Genomic DNA, 20,512 nt, shown 5'->3' with positions numbered 1-20,512 from the left:
GGGCACGCGATCCTACACGCTCCCCGGGCGACGGCCGGAGGGCCGTCCGGGCAGGCGAAAGGGCCGCCCGGGGGGGGCGGCCCTTTCGCGGTGCCGGTGCCGGCAGGCGGCGGACGCTCAGTCGCCGTTGCCGGGGGTCGGCGTCGTCTTCTGGATCTGCATGAGGAACTCGACGTTCGACTTCGTCTGCTTCATCTTGTCCAGCAGCAGCTCGATCGCCTGCTGCTGGTCGAGGGCGTGCAGCACGCGACGCAGCTTCCAGACGACCGCCAGCTCCTCGTTCCCGAGGAGGATCTCCTCCTTACGGGTGCCGGAGGCGTCCACGTCGACGGCCGGGAAGATGCGCTTGTCGGCGAGCTTCCGGTCGAGCTTGAGCTCCATGTTGCCGGTGCCCTTGAACTCCTCGAAGATCACCTCGTCCATGCGGGACCCGGTGTCCACCAGGGCGGTGGCGAGGATGGTCAGCGAGCCGCCGTCCTCGATGTTGCGGGCCGCACCGAAGAACCGCTTCGGCGGGTACAGGGCGGTCGAGTCGACACCACCGGACAGGATGCGGCCGGAGGCCGGGGCGGCCAGGTTGTAGGCACGGCCCAGACGCGTGATCGAGTCGAGCAGCACGACCACGTCGTGGCCCAGCTCCACCAGACGCTTGGCGCGCTCGATGGCGAGCTCGGCGACCGTGGTGTGGTCCTCGGCCGGGCGGTCGAAGGTCGAGGAGATGACCTCGCCCTTGACCGACCGCTGCATGTCGGTGACCTCTTCCGGACGCTCGTCGACCAGGACGACCATCAGGTGGCACTCGGGGTTGTTGTGGGTGATCGCGTTGGCGATCGCCTGCATGATCATGGTCTTGCCGGTCTTCGGCGGGGCCACGATCAGACCGCGCTGGCCCTTGCCGATCGGCGACACCAGGTCGATGATCCGCGTGGTCAGCACGCCCGGGTCGGTCTCCAGCCGGAGACGGTCCTGCGGGTACAGCGGGGTCAGCTTGTTGAACTCCGGACGGCCGCGGCCGTGTTCGGGCGCCATGCCGTTGACGGAGTCCAGGCGGACCAGCGCGTTGAACTTCTCGCGGCGCTCGCCCTCCTTGGGCTGGCGGACCGCACCGGTGATGTGGTCGCCCTTGCGCAGGCCGTTCTTGCGGACCTGGGCGAGGGAGACGTACACGTCGTTCGGGCCGGGCAGGTAGCCGGAGGTGCGGATGAACGCGTAGTTGTCGAGGATGTCCAGGATGCCCGCGACCGGGATCAGGACGTCGTCCTCGGCGATCTGCGGCTCCTGCACGTCGTCGCGGCCGCGGCGGCCGCGGCGGTCGCGGTAGCGGCCGCGACGGCCCCGGCGGCCGCCCGCCTCGTCGTCGTAGCCGTCGTCCTGGGCGCGGTCCTGGCGGCCGCCGCCCTGCTGCTGGCGCTGCTGACCGCCCTGGCCCTGCTGCTGGTCGTCGCCCTTGCCGCGGCGGTCGCGGTCGCGGCCGCGCTCACGGCGGTCGCGGCGGCGGCCCTCGCCGCCGTCGGCGTCCCCGCGGGCGTCGCCCTGCTGGGCGGGGGCGTCGGCCTTCGCCTCGGCCCTGGCCTCGGTCCGGGTGTCTCCCTTGGCCTCGGCGGTGACCGTCTCGGGGCTGCCGGCCTCGGCGGTGGCCCGGCGGCGACGGCGCTCGGCGGGCGCGTCGTCCCCGGCGTCGCGGCTGCGGCCCGCGGGCTGGCCGGGAATCTCGATCTGCTGCTGGGCCGCGGCCTTCTCGGCGGGGGCCTCGGTCTTGGCAGCCGTCTTCTTCTCGGCCTTGTCGGCCTTGTCGGCCTTGTCGGCCTGCTCGGGCTTGCCGGCCGTCTGGGCCTTCTCGGCGTCGTCGCCGGTGCGCGTACGGGAGGTGGTGCGGCGCTTGGGCTTGGTCTCGGCGGGCGCGTCGGCCTTGGCCGGGGCGGAGCCTCCGGCGGCCTGCGCCTCCTTGATGACCTCGATCAGCTGGCTCTTGCGCATCCGCGCGGTGCCCCTGATGCCGAGGCCGGAGGCGACCTGCTGGAGCTCGGCCAGCACCATGCCCTCGAGGCCGGTACCGCGGCGCCGCCGGGAGCCGGCACCGGCGGCAGGCGCGGAGGCGTCCGTGGCGGGCGCGGCAGCGGTCTCCTCGACACGTGCGCCCATCAGATCGGTGGTGTCGCTCACGAAGGGTCCTTCCCTGGAGCGGACGTCGGCCTGTCTGGCTCGGCGACCGGTTGTGCTGTCCGGCTGCGGTCCCTGCTAGCTGGACCGTGCCGGGGCGGTAATCCGCCGGAAGGGCGGATGAGATATCTGGTGATGGCGCTCCCCCGAGCCGTGGCACCCAGTGTCACGTGGCGTGGTTGCACCGATTCCGGAGCTCCCCCAGCGGGGGTACCCCCGCCGTCGGACCGCTCAGTGCCCGCATACGGCGTACGGCCCGCGTATGACGTACGGAACACAGTGCGGCTTGGGGGGCTCCCGGAAGAATGTCTGTCCCTGACGGGGACACGAGGCACCTCGCCATGGTGGGGTCGGGTGCAGACTTGAGGTTAACACTACCGGATCCAACAAACATTCCCCCTCTCCAAATCCGGCAATCGCGTGCCCTACTCCCCGCCGGCCGGGGCGAGCGGCAGCACGCTCGCCCCCTGAAGGTCCAGGCCGAGCCGGTTCGCGGCCCATTCGGGGCCGGCCAGGGCCTCGACCTTGTCGGCGGTGTCGGCGTCGGCGAGGGCCATCACCGTGGGCCCGGCGCCGGAGATGACGGCGGGCACGCCGTCGGCCCGCAGCCGCTCCACCAGGGCGGCGCTCTCCGGCATGGCGGGCGCGCGGTACTCCTGGTGCAGGCGGTCCTCGGTGGCGGGCAGCAGCAGTCCGGGGCGCCGGGTGAGGGCCTCGACGAGCAGGGCGGCGCGGCCGGCGTTGGCGGCGGCGTCGACGTGCGGGACGGTGCGCGGCAGCAGGCCGCGGGCGGTCTCGGTGAGGACGGGCTTCCCGGGCACGAAAACCACCGGAACGATGGAACGCTCGGGCTCCATCCTGATGGCGCGGGCGGCGCCGCTCTCCATCCACGCGACGGTGAAACCGCCGAGCAGGCACGGAGCCACGTTGTCGGGGTGGCCTTCGATCTCGGTGGCCAGTTCCAGCAGGGCGGCGTCGTCCAGCCTGGACTCGCCGCCTATGGTCACGGCGCGGGCGGCGACGATGCCGGCGCAGATGGCGGCCGAGGAGGAGCCGAGGCCGCGGCCGTGCGGGATGCGGTTGGCGCACACGATCTCCAGGCCGCGCGGCTGCCCGCCGAGCGCCTCGAACGCGGTGCGCATGGACCGTACGAGCAGGTGGTTCTCGTCGCGCGGGAGCGTCTCGCCGCCCTCACCGGCGATGTCGACGTGCAGACCGGAGTCGGCGACCCGGACGACCACGTCGTCGTACAGGCCCAGCGCGAGGCCGAGGGCGTCGAAGCCCGGGCCGAGGTTGGCGCTGGTGGCGGGGACGCGCACCCGGACGGCGGCGGCGCGGAAGGCGGGACCGGCCATCGCTCGATGACTCTCCTTGAGCTGCGGACTGTCCTGTCGGGGACACTCGATGAGACTTCGATGAGACTTCGATGAGACTTGGTTGACGCTCGTTGACACTCGATGGGCGTACGAGGAAGCCCCGCGGGCCGCCCGGAAGCGTGGCGCCGCGCGCAACGCTCAGGCATATGCGGCAGGCGGGTTCACTACAGCCTATCGAAGGAAGGTTCTGTGGCGACATAGGGCGCACGGGAGGCGCACGATGCGTGTCGCGAGCCCCTTGTGCACCGGTCGCGGGCGGGCCCTCGCTCGCCCGGGACCGCCCCGCCGCGGCGCGGAGGGGCGCCCGGACCTCGGAAGTCCCGTACGGTGCGGGAGTTCCGGGCGGTCCGGGCGGTCCCTCCGGCGGCGGTCCGTCCGTTCCGGGCTGCCGGTGCGGGCGGCGGGTCCGGGTGCGCGACCGGTGCGCCGGGGTGCGCGACGGCCGTGCACGCGAGGTGCGCGACGGGCGTGCGACGGCGCGGGGCGCGGGGGCGCCGGTCAGGCGAGGCCCAGCCGTTCGGCCGCGGTGGCCGCGTCGACGGGGACGGTGACCGGCTGCGGGGCGCCCGCGACGGCCCAGTCGGGGTCCTTCAGGCCGTTGCCGGTGACCGTGCAGACGATGCGCTGGCCGGGGTCGACCAGCCCCTGGCCGGCGGCCTTGAGCAGACCGGCCACGGACGCCGCCGAGGCCGGCTCCACGAAGACGCCCTCCTGCGCGGCCAACAGCCGGTAGGCGCGCAGGATCTCACGGTCCGTCACCTCTTCGATGAGGCCGCCCGACTCGTCCCGCGCGGCGAGCGCGTACTGCCAGGAGGCCGGGTTGCCGATGCGGATGGCGGTGGCGATGGTGGACGGGTCCTTGACCACCTCGCCGCGCACGATCGGGGCGCTGCCGGAGGCCTGGAAGCCCCACATGCGGGGCGTGAGGGAGGCGATGCCGTCGGCGGCGTACTCCCGGTACCCCCGCCAGTAGGCGGTGATGTTGCCCGCGTTGCCGACCGGCAGGACGTGGATGTCGGGCGCGTCGCCGAGCATGTCCACGATCTCGAAGGCGGCCGTCTTCTGCCCCTCGATACGGACCGGGTTGACCGAATTGACCAGCGCGACGGGGTAGTTCTCGCTGAGGTCGCGGGCGAGGGTGAGGCAGTCGTCGAAGTTGCCGTCGACCTGGAGGATCTTCGCGCCGTGCACCAGCGCCTGACCCATCTTGCCGAGCGCGATCTTGCCCTGCGGGACCAGCACGGCGGAGACCATGCCGGCCCGCACGCCGTACGCGGCGGCGCTCGCCGAGGTGTTGCCGGTGGAGGCGCAGATGACGGCCTTCGCGCCCTCCTCCTTGGCCTTGGAGATGGCCATGGTCATCCCGCGGTCCTTGAAGGAGCCGGTGGGGTTGGCGCCCTCCACCTTCAGATGGACCTCGCAGCCCGTGCGCTCGGAGAGCACCTGGGCGGGGACGAGCGGGGTGCCGCCCTCACGGAGCGTCACGACCGGCGTGGTGTCGGACACCGGCAGCCGGTCCCGGTACTCCTCGATGATGCCGCGCCACTGGTGGGTCATTGCTCGTTACTCTCCTTCAACCCGCATGATGCTGGCGACACCGCGCACGGTGTCGAGCTTGCGCAGCGCCGCGACGGTGCCGCCGAGGGCGGCGTCGGAGGCGCGGTGGGTGACGACGACGAGGGAGGCCTCGCCGCCCTGCCCGGCGGCGGCCGCGTCGCCACCGCCCTGGGTCCTGCTCTGCTGGCGCACCGTGTCGATGGACACCCCGTGCTCGGCGAACACGGTGGCGACCTGGGCGAGGACGCCCGGCTTGTCGGCGACGTCCAGGCTGATGTGGTAGCGCGTGACGACCTCGCCCATGGGCGAGACGGGCAGCGCGGCGTACGCCGACTCGCCGGGCCCCGTCGCCCCGCTGAGCCGGTTGCGGCACACGGCGACGAGGTCGCCGAGCACCGCGGAGGCGGTGGGCGCGCCGCCCGCGCCGGGCCCGTAGAACATCAGCCGGCCGGCCGCGTCGGACTCGACGAAGACGGCGTTGTAGGCGCCGCGCACGGAGGCGAGCGGGTGGGTGAGCGGGATCATCGCGGGGTGCACCCGCGCGGTGACCGACCGGCCGTCGCCGGCCCGCTCGCAGATGGCGAGCAGTTTGATGGTGCAGCCCATCGCCTTGGCGGAGGCGAAGTCGGCCGCGGTGACCTCGGTCATGCCCTCGCGGTGGACGTCGTCGAGGCGTACCCGGGTGTGGAAGGCGATGCCGGCCAGGATGGCGGCCTTGGCGGCGGCGTCGAAGCCCTCCACGTCGGCGGTCGGGTCGGCCTCGGCGTACCCCAGGGCGGTGGCCTCGTCCAGGGCCTCCTGGTATCCGGCGCCGGTGGAGTCCATCTTGTCGAGGATGAAGTTGGTGGTGCCGTTGACGATGCCGAGCACCCGGTTGACCTTGTCGCCGGCGAGCGACTCGCGCAGCGGGCGGATCAGCGGGATGGCGCCGGCCACCGCGGCCTCGTAGTACAGGTCCCTGCCCTGCTCCCCGGCGGCGGCGTGCAGGGCCGCGCCGTCCTGGGCGAGCAGGGCCTTGTTCGCGGAGACGACGGACGCGCCGTGCTCGAAGGCCGTGGTGATCAGGGTGCGGGCGGGCTCGATGCCGCCGATGACCTCGACGACGACGTCGAGGTCGCCGCGTTTGACCAGGGCGGTGGCGTCCGTGGTGACGAGGTCCCGGGGGATGCCCTCGCGGACCTTGTCGGGGCGGCGCACCGCGACGCCGGCGAGTTCGACGGGCGCCCCGATGCGGGCGGCGAGGTCGTCGGCGTGCGTCGTCATGATGCGCGCCACCTCTGAGCCGACCACTCCACAGCCCAGCAGCGCCACCTTCAGCGGACGCGTACGCATCATCCGACCTCGTTTCCTTCTCACCGTCTAGGTTGGTCCAGTCTCACTCACCGGACCGGACTTTCCGCCCATGGTCCGGATCGTGAGACATCTGTTTCGTGGGTGGAGGGGCGGCGGACAGGAGATCTTCCGCCGCCCGGGGCGCCCGGCGGTGCCGGCGTCCGACTGCGCGGGGCCCCCGGTCACACCCGGACACACCCGGTCACACCCGGCCGCACCCGGGCCGTGCAGGGCCGCGTGCGGCCTCATCCGACGTCGAGCCGCAGGAGGTCCTCCTCGGTCTCGCGCCGGACGATGACCCGGGCCGCACCGTCCCTGACCGCCACGACCGGCGGCTTGAGCAGGTGGTTGTAGTTGCTGGCCATGGAACGGCAGTAGGCGCCGGTCGCGGGGACGGCGATGAGGTCACCGGGTGCCAGGTCGGCGGGCAGGAACGCGTCGCGCACGACGATGTCACCGCTCTCGCAGTGCTTGCCGACGACCCGGGACAGCATGGGCGCGGCGTCGGAGGTCCGGGACACCAGGGCGACGCTGTACTGGGCGTCGTAGAGGGCCGTGCGGATGTTGTCGGACATGCCGCCGTCGACGGAGACGTAGGTGCGCAGGCCGTCGAGCGGCTTGACGGTGCCGACCTCGTAGAGGGTGAAGGCGGTGGGTCCGGCGACGGCGCGGCCCGGCTCGACGGAGATGCGCGGGGTGCGCAGCTTCGCGGCCTCGCACTCGCGGGTGACGATGTCGGTGAGCGTCTTGGCGATCTCGTGCGGCTCGCGCGGGTCGTCGTCGCCGGTGTAGGCGATGCCGAGGCCGCCGCCGAGGTCGATCTCGGGCAGTTCGACGCTGTGCTCGTCCCGGATGTCCTTCAGCAGGCCGACCACCCGGTGTGCGGCGACCTCGAAGCCGGACAGGTCGAAGATCTGCGAGCCGATGTGCGAGTGGATGCCGATGAGCTCCAGCCCGTCGAGCCTGAGGGCCCGCCGTACGGCCTCGGCGGCCTGGCCCCCGGCGAGCGGGATGCCGAACTTCTGGTCCTCGTGTGCGGTGGCGATGAACTCGTGGGTGTGGGCCTCGACACCGACGGTGATGCGGATCTGGACGCGCTGCCGGGTGCCGAGTTCCTGGGCGATGTGGGCGACGCGTGCGATCTCCTGGAAGGAGTCGAGCACGATCCGGCCGACCCCGGCCTCGACGGCTCGGCGGATCTCGGCGGGGGACTTGTTGTTGCCGTGGAAGGCGATGCGGTCGGCGGGCATGCCCCCGGACAGCGCGGTGGCGAGCTCGCCGCCGGAGCACACGTCGAGGTTGAGGCCCTCCTCGTGCAGCCAGCGCACCACGGCCCGGGACAGGAAGGCCTTGCCCGCGTAGAAGACGTCGGCGTCGGGCCCGAACGCGGTGCGCCAGGCGCGGGCGCGGGCGCGGAAGTCGGTCTCGTCGAGGATGTAGGCGGGGGTGCCGAACTCCTCGGCGAGGGTCTTGACGTCGATGCCGCCGACCCGCAGGACGCCGTCCTCGTCACGGGTGACGGTCTGCGCCCAGACCTTCGCGTCGAGGGCGTTGAGGTCCGCGGGCGGGGCGGAGTAGTGGCCCTCGGGAAGGACGTCGGCGTGACGGGGCCCGGCGGGGTGGGCGGAGCGGCTCATCGTGGCTGCCTCTTTCAGAGGTGGTCGGGTGCGTCGATGCCGAGCAGGGTCAGGCCGCCCGCCAGCACCGTCCCGGCGGCTTCGGCGAGGGCGAGCCGGGCGCGGTGGGCGGCCGAGGGTTTCTCCTCGCCGCGGGGCAGCACCCCGGGGAGCAGGACGACTGTGGCGTCGGCGACGGCGACGAGATGCCGGGCCAGCCGGTCCGGCGCGTGGCGCGCGGCGGCCGCGGCGAGCACGCGGGGGTGGTCGGCGAGCAGGGCCTCCAGCCGGCCGGGCCCGGCGGCGTCCGCAGTGGCCAGGGCTGCCGGAGTGGGCGGAGCGGCCGGACCGGGCGGAGTCAGCGGAGCGGCCGAAGTGGCCGAAGCGGCCGGGTCGAGGGCGCCGGGTTCGGCGTGGAAGCCGAGGTCGGCGGCGTTGCGGGCGGCGGCCCGGGTGCGGGCGTGCGCGTAGCGGACCCGGAAGAGCGGGTTGCTCTCGCGCTGCACGAGGTGGTCGGCGGTGATCCGGGGCCGGTCGTGCGGGGCGGGGTGCAGCAGGGCCCAGCGGGCGGCGTCGGGCCCGAGCGGGACGGGGTCCTCGGGCGCGGGCACCGGCCGCAGGGTGGCGGGCTCGCCGTGCTCGACGTGGACGCGGCCGCCCTGCGAGGCGACGATCCGGGCCACCGCGTCGGCGACGGTCTCGGCGCGCACCTCATGCGGCACCCGTACCGTCACGGCCTGTCCGGCGAGGGCGTCGCAGTGCCCGTACCGCGGCCCCTCGCGCAGCACCCGGGCGACCAGCTCGGGGCCGGCCTGCGCGTCGAGGCTGATGTTGAGGAACCCGGGTCCGGTGATGGCGACGTCGGCGACGCCCTCGGCCCGGCGGAGGTGGGGCAGCAGCACCTCGGCGACGTGGCGGGGCGGGCGCCCGGCGGGGCGGGCGAGCTGGAGGGCCACGTTGGTGGCCCAGTCCCCGCGCCCTCCGGCCCCCGGCGGCGCGACGACGGCCCTCTCGGGCACGGCCACGCTCAGCTCTCCCCGGTCCACGGCACGACGGACCGCGTGCAGGACGGTGCGGGAGAGCTCGGCGGGGGTCACGGGACAAGCGTATGGGAGGAGGGGGGTGGCAGTGCGAGCCGGTTACCGCGATGGTCCGCGATACGGACGCGGCCTGCGCGCCCGCCCGGCGCGCCCTCCCGTAAGGACCCGACCGGCCGGCCCCTCACACCCCGCCCGCCAGCGCCCCGGCACACCCTGCCCGTCAGGCGCCCTCGGCTCACACCCTGCCCGTCAGGCGCCCTCGGCTCACACCCTGCCCGTCAGCGCCCTCGTCCCCTCCCCCGGGACAGCCCGCGCCTCGCCCCTCGCGCCCCGGGGCCGCTCACGCCGGTGACCGCTCACGCCGGTGGCCGCTCACGCCGGTGGCCGCTCACGCCGGTGTCTGCGGGCAGCCGCCGAGCGGACCTCCGCACGCGGCGGCGTGCGCACCCCCCGGGCCCTCCGGCCGGCCCGGCCCCTCCCCCGCACCCGCCCGCTGCCGCTCCAGCAACTGCCGCACGACCCGGACCAGTTCCGACGGCTCGAACGGCTTGGCGAGGAACGCGTCGACCCCGACCCCGGCCCCGCTCTCCACCTCGTACGGGGTGCAGGCGCTGACGATGGCGAGGGGAAGGTCGCGGGTCCGCGGGTCGGCCCGCAGTCGTGCGGCGGTCCGCAGTCCGTCGAGCCGCGGCATCACGACGTCCAGCGTGACGACGTCGGGGCGCACCTGATGAACGACATCCAGACACTCGACACCGTCGGCCGCGGTCACGACCTCGATGCCCTCCAGTTCGAGGTTGACCCTGATCAGCTGCCGGATGACCTTGTTGTCGTCCACAACAAGCACCCGGCCCGAGGCGCCTGGCACAACTTGAGAGTAGGTCTACACCGGCCACCGCGTCCGGCTTTTCCCGACTTCCGCCCCTGGAGGCGCCCCCGCGTCCCCAGAACCCGTTCATGACCACCCCCACGGAGCTGGTAGTGTTCTACCCGTCGCCGCGAGCGACACGCCCCCGTAGCTCAGGGGATAGAGCAACGGCCTCCGGAGCCGTGTGCGCAGGTTCGAATCCTGCCGGGGGCACTCGCCAGTCAGCTAGCAAGAATCACGCTCTGACCAGTGCGGATGCCGACATGAGAGAGCGGGAGTCAGTCTCACTGACTCCCGCTCTTTCTCGTTGTCTCTCACTGTCCGCGCACCATCTGCGATACACGCGACACACCTCTCAGACTGTTGCGGGGGCTTCGAAAGATCCTGCGTGGCAGTCTGGCCGGAGACGGGGCGGCGGAGGGTAGGACTCAATTTCGCGATAGCGCTCCCACTTGCCCCCGGTACCGGGAAAGATGCTTTCCCCAAGAGCGCCATCCTGCTCCGCATGCAGTCCCGCCGTGATCAGCCTCGCCAGGAGTTCGGCCGCTTCGGGACGAACGGTCCCGAGCTGCACCAGTCCGTCTCCGGAGACGTTCACGTCAGCTGTCAGACCGGGGAAGTCGGAGTCCAGTCCGAACAGCACGAGCTGATCGGCCAAGGTGCCGGCACCTCGTCGTGCGCGCGCCCAGCCGCGGACGTAGGGCACGCCGGGAACCAAGTCCTCCGCTCGCCTGGCCACCACTCCTCGCCGGTCGGTCATGGTCTCAGTTCCTTCCCTTGCGCTCTTCGCTGGTGGCCGGTGCGTGATCGTGCTCGCCCTCGTCGCCGTCACCAGCGCGACGGAATCCGCTGGCCAGTGCCAGGCGCAGCAGTTCCGCGAGGCGCTCGGCCGTGTCGGGAGACACACGCCCCAACTCGACGGGACCGTGCCCGAAGGCGTTCAAGTCCGCGCGAAGGCAGGGGAACTCCTTCTCCAGCCCGGCTCGCACCAGGGCATCTCGCAGTGCGGTTGTCGCGTTTCGTGCCGCGTACCGTCCCTCGCTGTCGAGAGGCGACCACGCCGCAGCGTCGCGCCCATCGGTCGGCTCGTGCGGCATCAGCGATCCCTCTCCTCGGGAAGGGCAGCGACCGCCGCGTACGGGGTCGGGTACTGCTCGTCGAAGCGGTCGATCCTCGCCAGAAGCTCCGCGGAGGCCACCAGCGCCGTCGCGAGGGCGACGGGACGCAGCGGATTGGCCTCCGGTCGGCATGTCGGCGCGCGAAGCCACTGGTAGCGGTCGTCGAACATCGGGATGGGGCCGGGTACGACCACGGCGGAGCCCTGGTCGAGGTACCGGAACGGCGGAGGAGCCGAGGTTTCGCGTTCGAGGTAGTACGTGAAGGTCTCGCGGCTCGCGGAGCCGAGGAAGAACCCGACTCGTTGCGCCTTGCGGTCGCTGACCGTCGGCCCGAACGGCATGCCGCTGCGCAGGAGCCGGTCGTACATCTCCAGCCCAAGGCGCTGGTCCACGCTCAGGACGTCGAAGAGGCGGCCGGTCGGCAACAGGGCGGGCATCCGGGGGTCGTCCGCCCAAACCTGCCGGCACTCCGCCGGGTTGTCCGCCGCCGCCGACAGCCATTCCATGCCCCGCCTGGTCATCCTCTGCACGTCGTCTCACCCTCAGTCGGACTACCGCGCGGCCCCGATGCCGCCGTAGGTCCCAGACTCGGGGCTCGATGCCTGACCAGGGCAGATGACGAGGGGTGACGGGGGATGACGCGTCCACGCACGTCACGTCATCCCCCGTCGCCCACCTCCCAGCAGTCGATCTCCGACTACTGCCTGCAAGGGACCATGACCAGCGCGTACATTCGGTCAGACAAGGGGAGTTGCCGCACCGGCGCATGCGCACGGGAGTGAAGGGGCACCACGCGATGAAGCCGACCGGTGTCCGCTTACGTGAGGCCCGCACCGGCCGGGGCTGGAGCCAGCCGCGGCTTGTGAGGGAGTTGCGCCAAGCCGCCGCCCAGCGTGGGCATCAACTCCCCTCGGACGCCAGTGTGAAGCGCCGCATCGCAAGTTGGGAGAACGGCCACAGCACACCCGACGGCTTCTACGGCCCGCTGCTCTGCGATGCCTTCTCCGCGAGTGCGGCGGAACTCGGGCTGAACCACGGGGAGGCGAAGGACACGCGGGTACTGGACGCCGCGTATCCCGCCAGCCCGGATGACGCCGTTCGTACGGTCAGTCAGCTGTGGCAGGCGGACCTCAACCAGTACGACCCGCTGCTCACGGCGGAGCCGTCCGAGCCGGCCTGGAGTGAAGCGTCTCTCCGGTGGTTGGTCGCGCCTGAGCCGGGCATTCCCCGCCCACGGTCCGCCGGAATGCGAGTCGGTCCCGGTGACGTGGCGGCGGTGAAGACCACGGCGGACATGTTCGCCCGACTCGACGACCAGTTCGGCGGAGAGCATGCGCGGCACTCGGTCATCCAGTACCTCAGCAACGACGTAGCCCCGCTTCTCCGAAGCCGGTACACCGAGCAGGTAGGCCGGGCTCTGTTCTCCACCGTGGCGGAAGCCACGCTCCTCGCGGGCTGGATGTCCTACGACGCCTGCCGCCACGGGCTCGCCCAGCGGTATTTCCTCCAGGCCCTCCGCCTTGCCCAGGATGCCAACAACCGCCGGCTTGCCGGCAGCATCCTGTCGGCGATGAGTCACCAGGCGACCTTCCTCGGTCGGTACACCCAGGCCGCCACGCTCGCCCGTGCGGCGCTCATGGGCATTTCACCGGTAGCCACCCCGACGTTGCGCGCTCAGTTCCACTCGATGGAGGCCCGCGCTCTTGCGCGCACTGGAGAGGCCGCCGCGTGTGAAGCCGCCCTGAGTGCCGCCACGAAGGCGCTGGAGAGCCGGAGCCTCGCCGACGAGCCGGAATGGATCACCTACTTCGACGAAGCCGAACTTGCCGCCGAGGCCGCCCACTGCTTCCGCGACGTCAACAGCGCCCGGCAGGCAGTCGCCTACGCCGAAAGCGCCATGAGCGGCACCCACGTCCGGAGTGATTTCTTCGCGACCATCGTCCTCGCCGACGCCCACCTACGCGCCGGAGACGTCGAGGAGGCGTGCCGGGTGGCGCTCGACGCTCTGGACCTGGGTGAGCAACTCAAGTCGGCGCGATGCGTCAGTTACCTCGCCGAGTTCCGGCAGAGCCTGGTAGTGGCTGCTGACAGTGCAGACGTGCGCACGTTCACCGAGCAGGTCGGAGAGCACAGGCTGTGGGTGGCTTCGGGCGATCTGATCGGGGCCTGAGCGGCAGGACGTCACACGCTCAGAACGGGCCCCACTCGTCCCGGCCCTCCCCCGTGCGAAGGGACCGTACTCGCCGAGCGAATTCGGCGGCGGACCGCTCACTCGTCGTGACCTGGCGGCCGAGCCAGGCGACCATCATCAACTCACGTAGGTCAGCGAGCGTTTCGTAGCCCGGCCAGTTCATCAGGTCGAAGCCGTAGCGGTGCACGAATTCGGCGTACTCCGCCTTCGTGTGCCAGCCGTACCGGTCGTAGAAGATCGCCGTCTGGATCAGGTCCCATTCGCGCGGCGCGAGGGTGAAGCCGTCCAGGTCGATGAGCACAGCGTGTCCGCCCCGGTGGCGGAGGATGTTCCCGATGCTGGCGTCACCGTGGATCATGCCGAAGGGCAGGACGAAGTCCAGCCGGTCGTAGTCCTTGGCGAGGGTTGCCGCTCGATCCTCCAGGAAGGCCCGGTCCTCCGCCGAGACGCCGTCCAGACCGTCGAGGGATGCCGCCACCCTGGCCAGCGGATCGAAGTACGGCAGGCCGAGGGACTCAGGTTCCTCAAGCCAGTGCAAGCGGCGGAGGAGGTCGGCCAGCTCGCCGACCGTCGCGTACTCCTCGTTCTCCTGGACGCTCTCCCAGAAGGTGACCACCAGGTGGCCGATGACGAGCGGTTGTGCGACCGATGCCGGGACGCGCATGGACGGGAAGTTCTGCGTCTCAAGCCACCGGGCCACGTTCACGGCCCGTTCCATCTCGGCGAGCGCCGACGGATCACGTGCGATGCGCACGATGACGGGTAAGGACGTCAGGCGATAGACCGCGTTCGATCCCAGTCGCAGCAGTTCGGCGCCGCCGGAGTCGAGTCCCGCCCTCGCGCAGGCCTCCCGTAGGACGGGCCCAAGGCCCGCCGCCGTGAACTCCGTGCCGACGCCGTCCGGTGTCCCGCTGCTGCCCGAGATCATGCTTCGACCATACGGACCGGACCGACCACCCGACAGGCCGCCTGCGCAATAGGGGCGTAATGATCTCGGTCGGCGCAGCCTCTGTCACCGCCCCGGGCACAGGTCAGAGCCCATGTGGCTCCTCGGTCTCACCCGGCCTCCGAAGCCGTGTGCGCAGGTTCGAATCCTGCCGGGGCACTCGACGAGGATCAGCAGAGATCACGCGCTGGCCAGGGCGGATGCCGACAGAAGAGGGCGGGAGTTCCGTCTCACCGACGCCCGCCCTCTCTCGTCGCCTCTCAGCGTTCGCGACACACCTCCGACACAGGCCGGCACCGGCGAGACTGCGTGGGTCGGCCACGCCCCGCTCGCTCCCGTACGGCCGCCGTCGCCGCGCCGACCGCGCCGTCACCCGCAGCTCCCGCGCGACCGCCTCCGTCCAGGACGGCGTCCACGAGTCCCGGGACGGCGGCACATCCTTCACAGCACGGTTGTCGGTGGCCTCGACCGCGGGCCGGTGATCCCAGCAGTGTCCGGCTCTGTCACTGCCCGCCCCGGTGAGCCAGTTGCCGCCTCCGTGGCCCGCGTGCTGTACGGTGCCTGCCCAGAACAGGGCCGGGGAGACCGCGGAGACCGAGAGGGAGGCGCACAGGTGCCTGGGCGAGTGGTGAGGCGCTGGCGGGCGCTGCTCGCGGTATGCGCCGTCGCCGCCGTCGCTCTGGGGCACGGGTTCGCAGGTGCGGCCACGCATCTGCCGCACCATCCCGACCACGCCTTGGTGGCCCACGCCGTCTCCGCCGCCGTCTGGGCGCCGCAGGCGGGTGGCGCCGAGCCGCACCACGGCGGGCACGACGGCACCGCGTGCGAGATCATCTCCGGGGGCGGGGCCTCACACCTTCACCTGGTCGCGAACGGCCCCGCCGCTTCGCCGGAGGATGAGCCCCTCGCCGTCCTGTCCCACGGCGCCGCCGTGCAGGCCCGGGCTCCTCCGAAACCCTCGCTGGCCGCTCTGTCGGTGCTGCGGATCTAGAAGAGCCGCCGCGTGCCGCCGCCCCCGGCGGGACACGAGGACAACTTCTGGATTCTTTCGCGCAGCACGAATGGAGAGCCATACATGGGAGCAAGGAGCAAGAGCCGAACAGGCATCATGGCGGACATGGGAGCGGGGCGCATTCTCGCTGCCTTCGCCTCCCTGGGTGCCGCCGCGATCCACTTCGCGACGGCACCGGACCACTACGCCGAGTGGTGGGCCGCAGGCGTGTTCTTCTACGCCGTCGGTGCCTTCCAGGCCGGCTGGGCCCTGGCTGCCCTGCGGACCTCCGGCGCGGTCGTCATGCTGCTCGGCCTCGTCGCCAACACGACGGTGATCGCGACATGGGCGGTCAGCCGGACCGTGGGGATGCCGGTCGGTCCCGGCGCGGGGGTGCCCGAGGAGGTGACCCGGGTGGGTGTCACAGCCGCCTCCTTCCAGGCGGTGGTCTGCCTGGTGGTGCTGGCGCAGGTGCGACGGCGTCCCGCCCGCGGCTTCGCCTCCTCCCTCCGAGCGGTGGCCCTGGTGGGCGCCGCCGGCGCGCTGGTGACGGGCCTGACGATGCCCGCGGTGGAGGGCGCCCTGAGCCACAGCCACAGCGGGGCGGAGGGACCGGCGTCGCACAGCCACGACGAGGACGACACCCGCCAGGGCGAGGACCCCGGACCGGGAGGAACCGGCTCCGGAACGGGCGCGGGGGACGGGACGGAGGCCGGCGCGGAGGAGACCACGACACTCTCCGGGGACGAGTCGCCCACCTCACAACCGGCCGAGGATCCCGCAGACGGGCACGGTCACGACGACGAGCCGCACGGACACTGACGGCGCCCGGAGCCGGAGGGCCCCGTCGTCCGCCCCTCCGGCTCCGGGGTGCCCGGCCACGGCCGACCGGCGGTCGTGGCCCGCCTCCCGGCGCCACCGACGGGGCGCAGGCGCGACGAGGGAGAAGCCGCATCCAGGCGCTCTCGCCGCTCCGGCCGTTCGGCCGGTCAGTCGTCGCTCAGCGCGACGAAGTCGCCGTGCCAGCTGTGATACCAGACCTGGCCGGTGGCGGAGTTGACCGACAGCATGCCGGTGATCTTCTTCCCTTCGAGGATGTGCAGGGTGTAGTAGCCGGGGAACGCCTCCGCCTCGCCTGGGGTCCGGCCCGGACGGTGATCGGCGAGCCACTCGCCGGCGATCTTCTCGGCCTCCGAGGCGGAGACGGCGTGTCCGGTGCTGCCGTCGCGGTGCACGGGCATGCCGTAGTCGGTGTTCCACATCATCGCCGGCCCGTACTCCAGCCAGACGGCGCCGTTGCCCGGGTCGATGAGTACCTCGGTGGCCGCCGCGCCGGCCGAGGTGTTCAGCTCGGCATAGAAATTGCGGGTGAACTGCATGACCTCGCCCACGCGCAGGCCGAGGCGGTCGGCGAACTCCTGGGCCCGGGCCTTCGCCGCGGCGAGGGAGGTCACGTTCTGCCCGTCGCCGGTCAGCCCACAGAGGTAGCCGCCCGTCATTCCCGGGCCCATCCGGGTGCCACGGTCGTCCCGGTCGCCCATCATGCCCCAGCCGTTGCGGTCGGAGGGCCCGTAGGCGTCGCAACCCGGCGAGGACGGCGCAGGACCCCCGTGCGCGGCGCGGGAGACGTTCGTGGCGGCCCCGCCGATCGCCGCGCCGTCCTGCGTGGCCACCCACACACCGGTGCCCACACCGGTCACCGCGACGGCTGCCACAGCCGCCACCGCGGCGCGCTTCCTGGTTCGAATCATCGCTACCCACCCGGCATCGCCTTGGTCAGCCGAACACTCTCCTGGTCCACTCGTTCTGTTTCGTGAGTCCGTCACGCTCCCGCGGGGTCCGTCCATGTGACCCCGGCCAGACGCCGCGCCGACCGCCGGGGCCTTCGCGAGGGCCCGCACCGCCCGGAACACCCTCCCGCTCCCACTGTGCCGCGGGCTCGCCCGCCGGCCGACGGCTCCTGCTCCGGCCGGCCACGGCAGTCCGGGCTTCCTGCATCCACAGGGCGGGCGTGCGGCCGGGGTTCAGGGTTTGGCCAGAGGGTCGGTACGCAGCGTGTTCAGGCGGCCGCGGTATTCCTCCTCGTCGATCTCCCCGCGGGCCAGCCTCTCGCGGAGGATGTCCTCGGGCGTGGGCGCAGCAGGGGTACGGGTGTGCTCGTAGGGGCGGTTGAGGGCGCGGAACAGCAGCACGGCCGCTGTGATGATCAGAGCCCAGAAAAGGATCATGCCGAGCGACATCACGAACCAGCCCCACCCACTGACATCGTGGTCGTACCAGAACATCATCGCCACTCACCCGCTTCGGTGGCCGGATCCGCGGAAGCACCCGGAGGTTCCCTGCCTGCACCTGCATCGTCCCTCTTGCCGCCGCGGCCGGTCCTGGGCCGGATGGGCCAGGCCGTGTGGGCCCAGTGCCCCTACCGGGTTGGGGTAGAGCCGCTGCAGGCTGGGCGGCGGACCGACAAGGGAGGCGAGCAGCTCATGGGTGTCCTCGACGTCGTCGTCGCCCTCGTCTGTGGCGTACTGATCGCCGCGCTGGGCCGGTTCTTCTTCGGCCCGCGCCGCGTCGGTGCGGCACGGACCGAGGGGGGTGTGCAGCGGGTGGAGGTGACGGTGCGGGGCGGCTACCGCCCCGACGTGATCAAGGTCCGGCAGGGCGTGCCGGTGGAGCTGGTCTTCGACCGGCAGGAGGCCGGCGAGTGCACCTCCCGGGTGGTCTTTCCCGACCTCGGGGTCGGTGCCGGGCTGCCCGCTCAGTCCCGCACCGTGGTGCGGCTGAAGCCGGACCGGCCGGGCTCCTTCGGGTTCGCCTGCGGCATGAACATGATCCATGGAACGCTGCTGGTCGAACCCGTGGAAGGGGCGGCACCGCCGGGCCCGGACGGTCACGGCACCGACGCCGTGACCGCTCCCGCCGCCGCCGACATCGGCTCCGGAGCTCAGCGGTCGGCTGCCGAGGAGGAGGCGGCGGACGCCGTCGAGCGGCAGACGGAGATCACGGACCTGAGCCACAGGGTGCTGGTGGGCGCGGTGCTCACGGCTCCGGTGCTGTTTGCCGTGATGGCGCATGAACTCCTGGGCGCCGACTGGGTGCCGGGCTGGATGCTGAACCGCTGGCTGCAACTGGCGCTGATCACCCCGGTGATGTTCTACACCGGGCGGCCGATCCATTCCACGGGCTGGCTGACCCTGCGGCACCGAGCCGCGGACATGAACAGCCTGGTCACGCTCGGCACGAGCGCCGCCTACGGCTACAGCCTGCTGGTGACTCTCCTTCCGGGGCTGCTGCCCCAGGACCTGCGGGAGGTCTACTTCGAGGCGGTCGGCGTCATCCTGACGCTGATCCTGCTCGGGAGGCTGCTGGAGGCCCGCGCCAAGGCCGGCACCGGTGAGGCCATCCGGGCTCTGCTCGGTCTGCAGGCCCGCACCGCCCGCGTCGTACGCGGCGGGAGCGAGACGGAGATCCCCATCGAGGACGTCGTGGTCGGGGACGAGATCGTCATCCGGCCGGGAGAGAAGGTCCCCGTCGACGCCGAGGTCCTCTCCGGCTCCTCGCCGGTGGACGAATCGATGGTCACCGGTGAGCCGATGCCGGTCACCAAACACGCCGGGGACACGGTCGTCGGCGCCACCGTCAACGGCACCGGCTCGCTGCGGGCGCGGGCGGCCAAGGTCGGCGCCGACACGATGCTGGCGCAGATCATCCGTCTGGTGCAGCAGGCCCAGGCGTCCAAGGCGCCCATCCAACGGCTCGCCGACGCCGTCTCCGCGTACTTCGTGCCCGCGGTCATCGCCACCGCCATCGGAACCTTCGCCCTCTGGTTCGTCCTCGGCCCGTCCCCGGCTCTCACGCCGGCCCTGGTCTCGGCGGTCGCCGTGCTGATCATCGCCTGTCCCTGCGCGCTCGGGCTGGCCACGCCGCTGTCCGTCATGGTCGGCACCGGCAAGGGCGCCCAGGCCGGCATCCTCATCCGCTCCGCGCAGGCGCTGGAGACGGCACAGAAGCTGGACACCGTGGTGCTGGACAAGACCGGGACCGTCACCGAGGGCAAGCCCGTCCTGACCGACGTCCGCCCCGTCGCCGGAGTCGACGAGACGGAGCTGCTGCGCCTGGTCGCGGCGGCCGAGGCCGACAGCGAGCACCCCCTCGCACAGGCGATCGTCACCGGTGCCCGCCAGGGCGGCCGGTCGTGGCCGGCCGCGACCGGCTTCGGCTCGGTCACCGGCAAGGGCGTCCGGGCCACCGTGAACGGCCGTTCGGTCCTGGTCGGCACCGCACGGTTCCTCGGCGACGCCGGCGTCGACACCACCGCGCTCACCCCCGTGGCCGCGAGGTTCTCGGCCGAAGGCAAGACCCCCGTCCTTGCCGCGATCGACGCCCGGCCCTCCGGCGTGCTGGCCGTGGCCGACACCGTCAAGGGCGACTCCGCCGCAGCGATCAGCGCTCTCCGGCGCCTGGGCATCGACGTCGTCATGCTCACCGGCGACAACGCCCGCACCGCCGGCGCGATCGCCGTCCAGGTAGGCATCACGCGGGTACTCGCCGACGTACTCCCACAGCACAAGGCCGACGAGATCGGCCGCCTTCAGGACGAGGGCCGCACGGTGGGCATGGTCGGCGACGGCATCAACGACGCCCCCGCCCTGGCGGCGGCCGACGTCGGTCTGGCCATCGGCACCGGTACCGACGTCGCCATCGAAGCCGCCGACATCACCCTGATCTCCGGCTCCCTCAGCGGCGTCGTCACCGCCACCCGGCTGTCACGGGCCACGATGCGCAACATCCGGCAGAACCTGTTCTTCGCCCTGGTCTACAACGCCGTCGGTGTCCCCCTCGCCGCCGGCGCCCTCTATCCGCTGTGGGGCATCCGCCTCAGCCCCGTCATCGCCGCCGCGGCCATGGCGCTCAGCTCCCTGTCGGTCGTCGCCAACGCCTCCCGGCTGCGCCGCTGGCGCCCCAAGCCACTGCCCGAAGCCCGGCCCGGCACCGTCCGTCCCCGTATCGGATCCGCCACGGACCGAACGGCGCGCGGAGCGGCATCCGCAGGCGCCCCGCCGCACCCCCACGACTCGGTCCTCTCCGGCCACTCGTACCCCGAACACGGCGGTGAGTCCGTCGTGGACCCGGTGTGCGGTATGCACCTCGACAAGGCGACCGCCCCCGAGGAGCGGAACACCGACACCGGGACCCGCTACTTCTGCTCCGCCCGCTGCGCCGCCGCATTCGACGCGGCCCCCGCGGGCTGGGACGAGGCAGAGTGAGGCGGCCTCCCGCTTCGAGGGGATCGCGTCTCGGCACAGGTGGCTTGTCTCGT

General features: G+C 72.3%; 17 protein-coding genes and 1 tRNA gene. 5 read left to right on the top strand and 13 right to left on the bottom strand.

Annotated features, from left to right (window positions below):
- Positions 1-117 precede the first annotated feature (117 nt).
- The 7 genes from rho to AC5K6T_RS26645 form a co-directional block, all read right to left on the bottom strand.
- The gene (gene rho, locus AC5K6T_RS26675) at positions 118-2,163 is read right to left on the bottom strand and encodes a transcription termination factor Rho (protein ID WP_493212936.1); all 2,046 of its coding nucleotides are present in this window, start codon (positions 2,161-2,163) and stop codon (positions 118-120) included.
- A gap of 422 nt (positions 2,164-2,585) precedes the next feature.
- Complete coding sequence (thrB, locus tag AC5K6T_RS26670; protein ID WP_493212934.1) at positions 2,586-3,515, bottom strand: homoserine kinase; 930 nt, start codon at positions 3,513-3,515, stop codon at positions 2,586-2,588.
- A 519-nt stretch (positions 3,516-4,034) separates the two neighbouring features.
- Entirely contained in the window at positions 4,035-5,093 is a 1,059-nt protein-coding gene (gene thrC / locus AC5K6T_RS26665) for a threonine synthase (protein WP_493212932.1), read from the bottom strand.
- Between the two features lie 6 nt (positions 5,094-5,099).
- Positions 5,100-6,425 carry a homoserine dehydrogenase gene (locus AC5K6T_RS26660; RefSeq protein WP_493213477.1) on the bottom strand — a complete coding sequence of 442 codons (1,326 nt, stop codon included), beginning with the start codon at positions 6,423-6,425 and terminating at the stop codon, positions 5,100-5,102.
- Between the two features lie 245 nt (positions 6,426-6,670).
- Positions 6,671-8,062, bottom strand: a complete 1,392-nt coding sequence (gene lysA, locus AC5K6T_RS26655) for a diaminopimelate decarboxylase (protein ID WP_493212930.1) — start codon at positions 8,060-8,062, stop codon at positions 6,671-6,673.
- A 14-nt stretch (positions 8,063-8,076) separates the two neighbouring features.
- Complete coding sequence (gene nrtL / locus AC5K6T_RS26650) at positions 8,077-9,138, bottom strand: ArgS-related anticodon-binding protein NrtL (RefSeq protein ID WP_493212929.1); 1,062 nt, start codon at positions 9,136-9,138, stop codon at positions 8,077-8,079.
- 331 nt (positions 9,139-9,469) lie between these two features.
- A complete protein-coding gene (locus AC5K6T_RS26645) occupies positions 9,470-9,949 on the bottom strand; it encodes a response regulator (RefSeq protein ID WP_493212927.1) in 480 nt (159 codons plus the stop codon).
- A gap of 141 nt (positions 9,950-10,090) precedes the next feature.
- On the opposite strand from AC5K6T_RS26645, the gene AC5K6T_RS26640 reads away from it, so the two are divergent.
- Positions 10,091-10,162: transfer RNA gene (locus AC5K6T_RS26640), tRNA-Arg, on the top strand.
- Between the two features lie 142 nt (positions 10,163-10,304).
- Here AC5K6T_RS26640 and AC5K6T_RS26635 read toward each other — a convergent pair.
- Genes AC5K6T_RS26635 through AC5K6T_RS26625 form a run of 3 tightly spaced genes read right to left on the bottom strand, consistent with a single transcriptional unit; the run spans position 10,305 to position 11,597 of the window.
- Positions 10,305-10,709, bottom strand: coding sequence for a hypothetical protein (locus tag AC5K6T_RS26635; protein ID WP_493212925.1), 405 nt, complete (start codon positions 10,707-10,709; stop codon positions 10,305-10,307).
- 4 nt (positions 10,710-10,713) lie between these two features.
- Positions 10,714-11,046, bottom strand: a complete 333-nt coding sequence (locus tag AC5K6T_RS26630) for a hypothetical protein (RefSeq protein WP_493212924.1) — start codon at positions 11,044-11,046, stop codon at positions 10,714-10,716.
- On the bottom strand, positions 11,046-11,597 hold the full coding sequence (locus AC5K6T_RS26625; RefSeq protein ID WP_493212922.1) for a bifunctional DNA primase/polymerase: 552 nt from the start codon (positions 11,595-11,597) through the stop codon (positions 11,046-11,048). Before AC5K6T_RS26625 ends, AC5K6T_RS26630 begins: the two co-directional genes overlap by 1 nt.
- 236 nt (positions 11,598-11,833) lie before the next feature.
- On the opposite strand from AC5K6T_RS26625, the gene AC5K6T_RS26620 reads away from it, so the two are divergent.
- Positions 11,834-13,237, top strand: a complete 1,404-nt coding sequence (locus tag AC5K6T_RS26620) for an NsdA family TPR-like regulatory protein (protein ID WP_493212921.1) — start codon at positions 11,834-11,836, stop codon at positions 13,235-13,237.
- Positions 13,238-13,256: 19 nt separating this feature from the next.
- On the opposite strand, the gene AC5K6T_RS26615 is transcribed toward AC5K6T_RS26620, so the two are convergent.
- Positions 13,257-14,186, bottom strand: a complete 930-nt coding sequence (locus AC5K6T_RS26615) for a phosphotransferase (RefSeq protein WP_493212920.1) — start codon at positions 14,184-14,186, stop codon at positions 13,257-13,259.
- 631 nt (positions 14,187-14,817) lie between these two features.
- Between AC5K6T_RS26615 and AC5K6T_RS26610 the strand changes: the two genes are divergently transcribed.
- Positions 14,818-15,195 carry a hypothetical protein gene (locus AC5K6T_RS26610; protein ID WP_493212918.1) on the top strand — a complete coding sequence of 126 codons (378 nt, stop codon included), beginning with the start codon at positions 14,818-14,820 and terminating at the stop codon, positions 15,193-15,195.
- A gap of 84 nt (positions 15,196-15,279) precedes the next feature.
- The gene (locus AC5K6T_RS26605; protein WP_493212916.1) at positions 15,280-16,017 is read left to right on the top strand and encodes a hypothetical protein; all 738 of its coding nucleotides are present in this window, start codon (positions 15,280-15,282) and stop codon (positions 16,015-16,017) included.
- 167 nt (positions 16,018-16,184) lie between these two features.
- Here the strand turns inward: AC5K6T_RS26605 and AC5K6T_RS26600 are convergent, their stop codons facing one another.
- Both AC5K6T_RS26600 and AC5K6T_RS26595 read right to left on the bottom strand, forming a co-directional pair.
- A complete protein-coding gene (locus tag AC5K6T_RS26600; RefSeq protein ID WP_493212914.1) occupies positions 16,185-16,946 on the bottom strand; it encodes a hypothetical protein in 762 nt (253 codons plus the stop codon).
- 273 nt (positions 16,947-17,219) lie between these two features.
- Positions 17,220-17,483, bottom strand: a complete 264-nt coding sequence (locus AC5K6T_RS26595; RefSeq protein ID WP_493213475.1) for an SHOCT domain-containing protein — start codon at positions 17,481-17,483, stop codon at positions 17,220-17,222.
- A gap of 195 nt (positions 17,484-17,678) precedes the next feature.
- Between AC5K6T_RS26595 and AC5K6T_RS26590 the strand changes: the two genes are divergently transcribed.
- On the top strand, positions 17,679-20,459 hold the full coding sequence (locus tag AC5K6T_RS26590; RefSeq protein ID WP_493212913.1) for a heavy metal translocating P-type ATPase: 2,781 nt from the start codon (positions 17,679-17,681) through the stop codon (positions 20,457-20,459).
- Positions 20,460-20,512 lie beyond the last annotated feature (53 nt).

This window comes from Streptomyces sp. B8-7 (assembly GCF_058833805.1).
The sequence above is the reverse complement of the archived record's forward strand: the minus strand, read 5'-3'. Positions and strand labels throughout refer to the sequence as shown.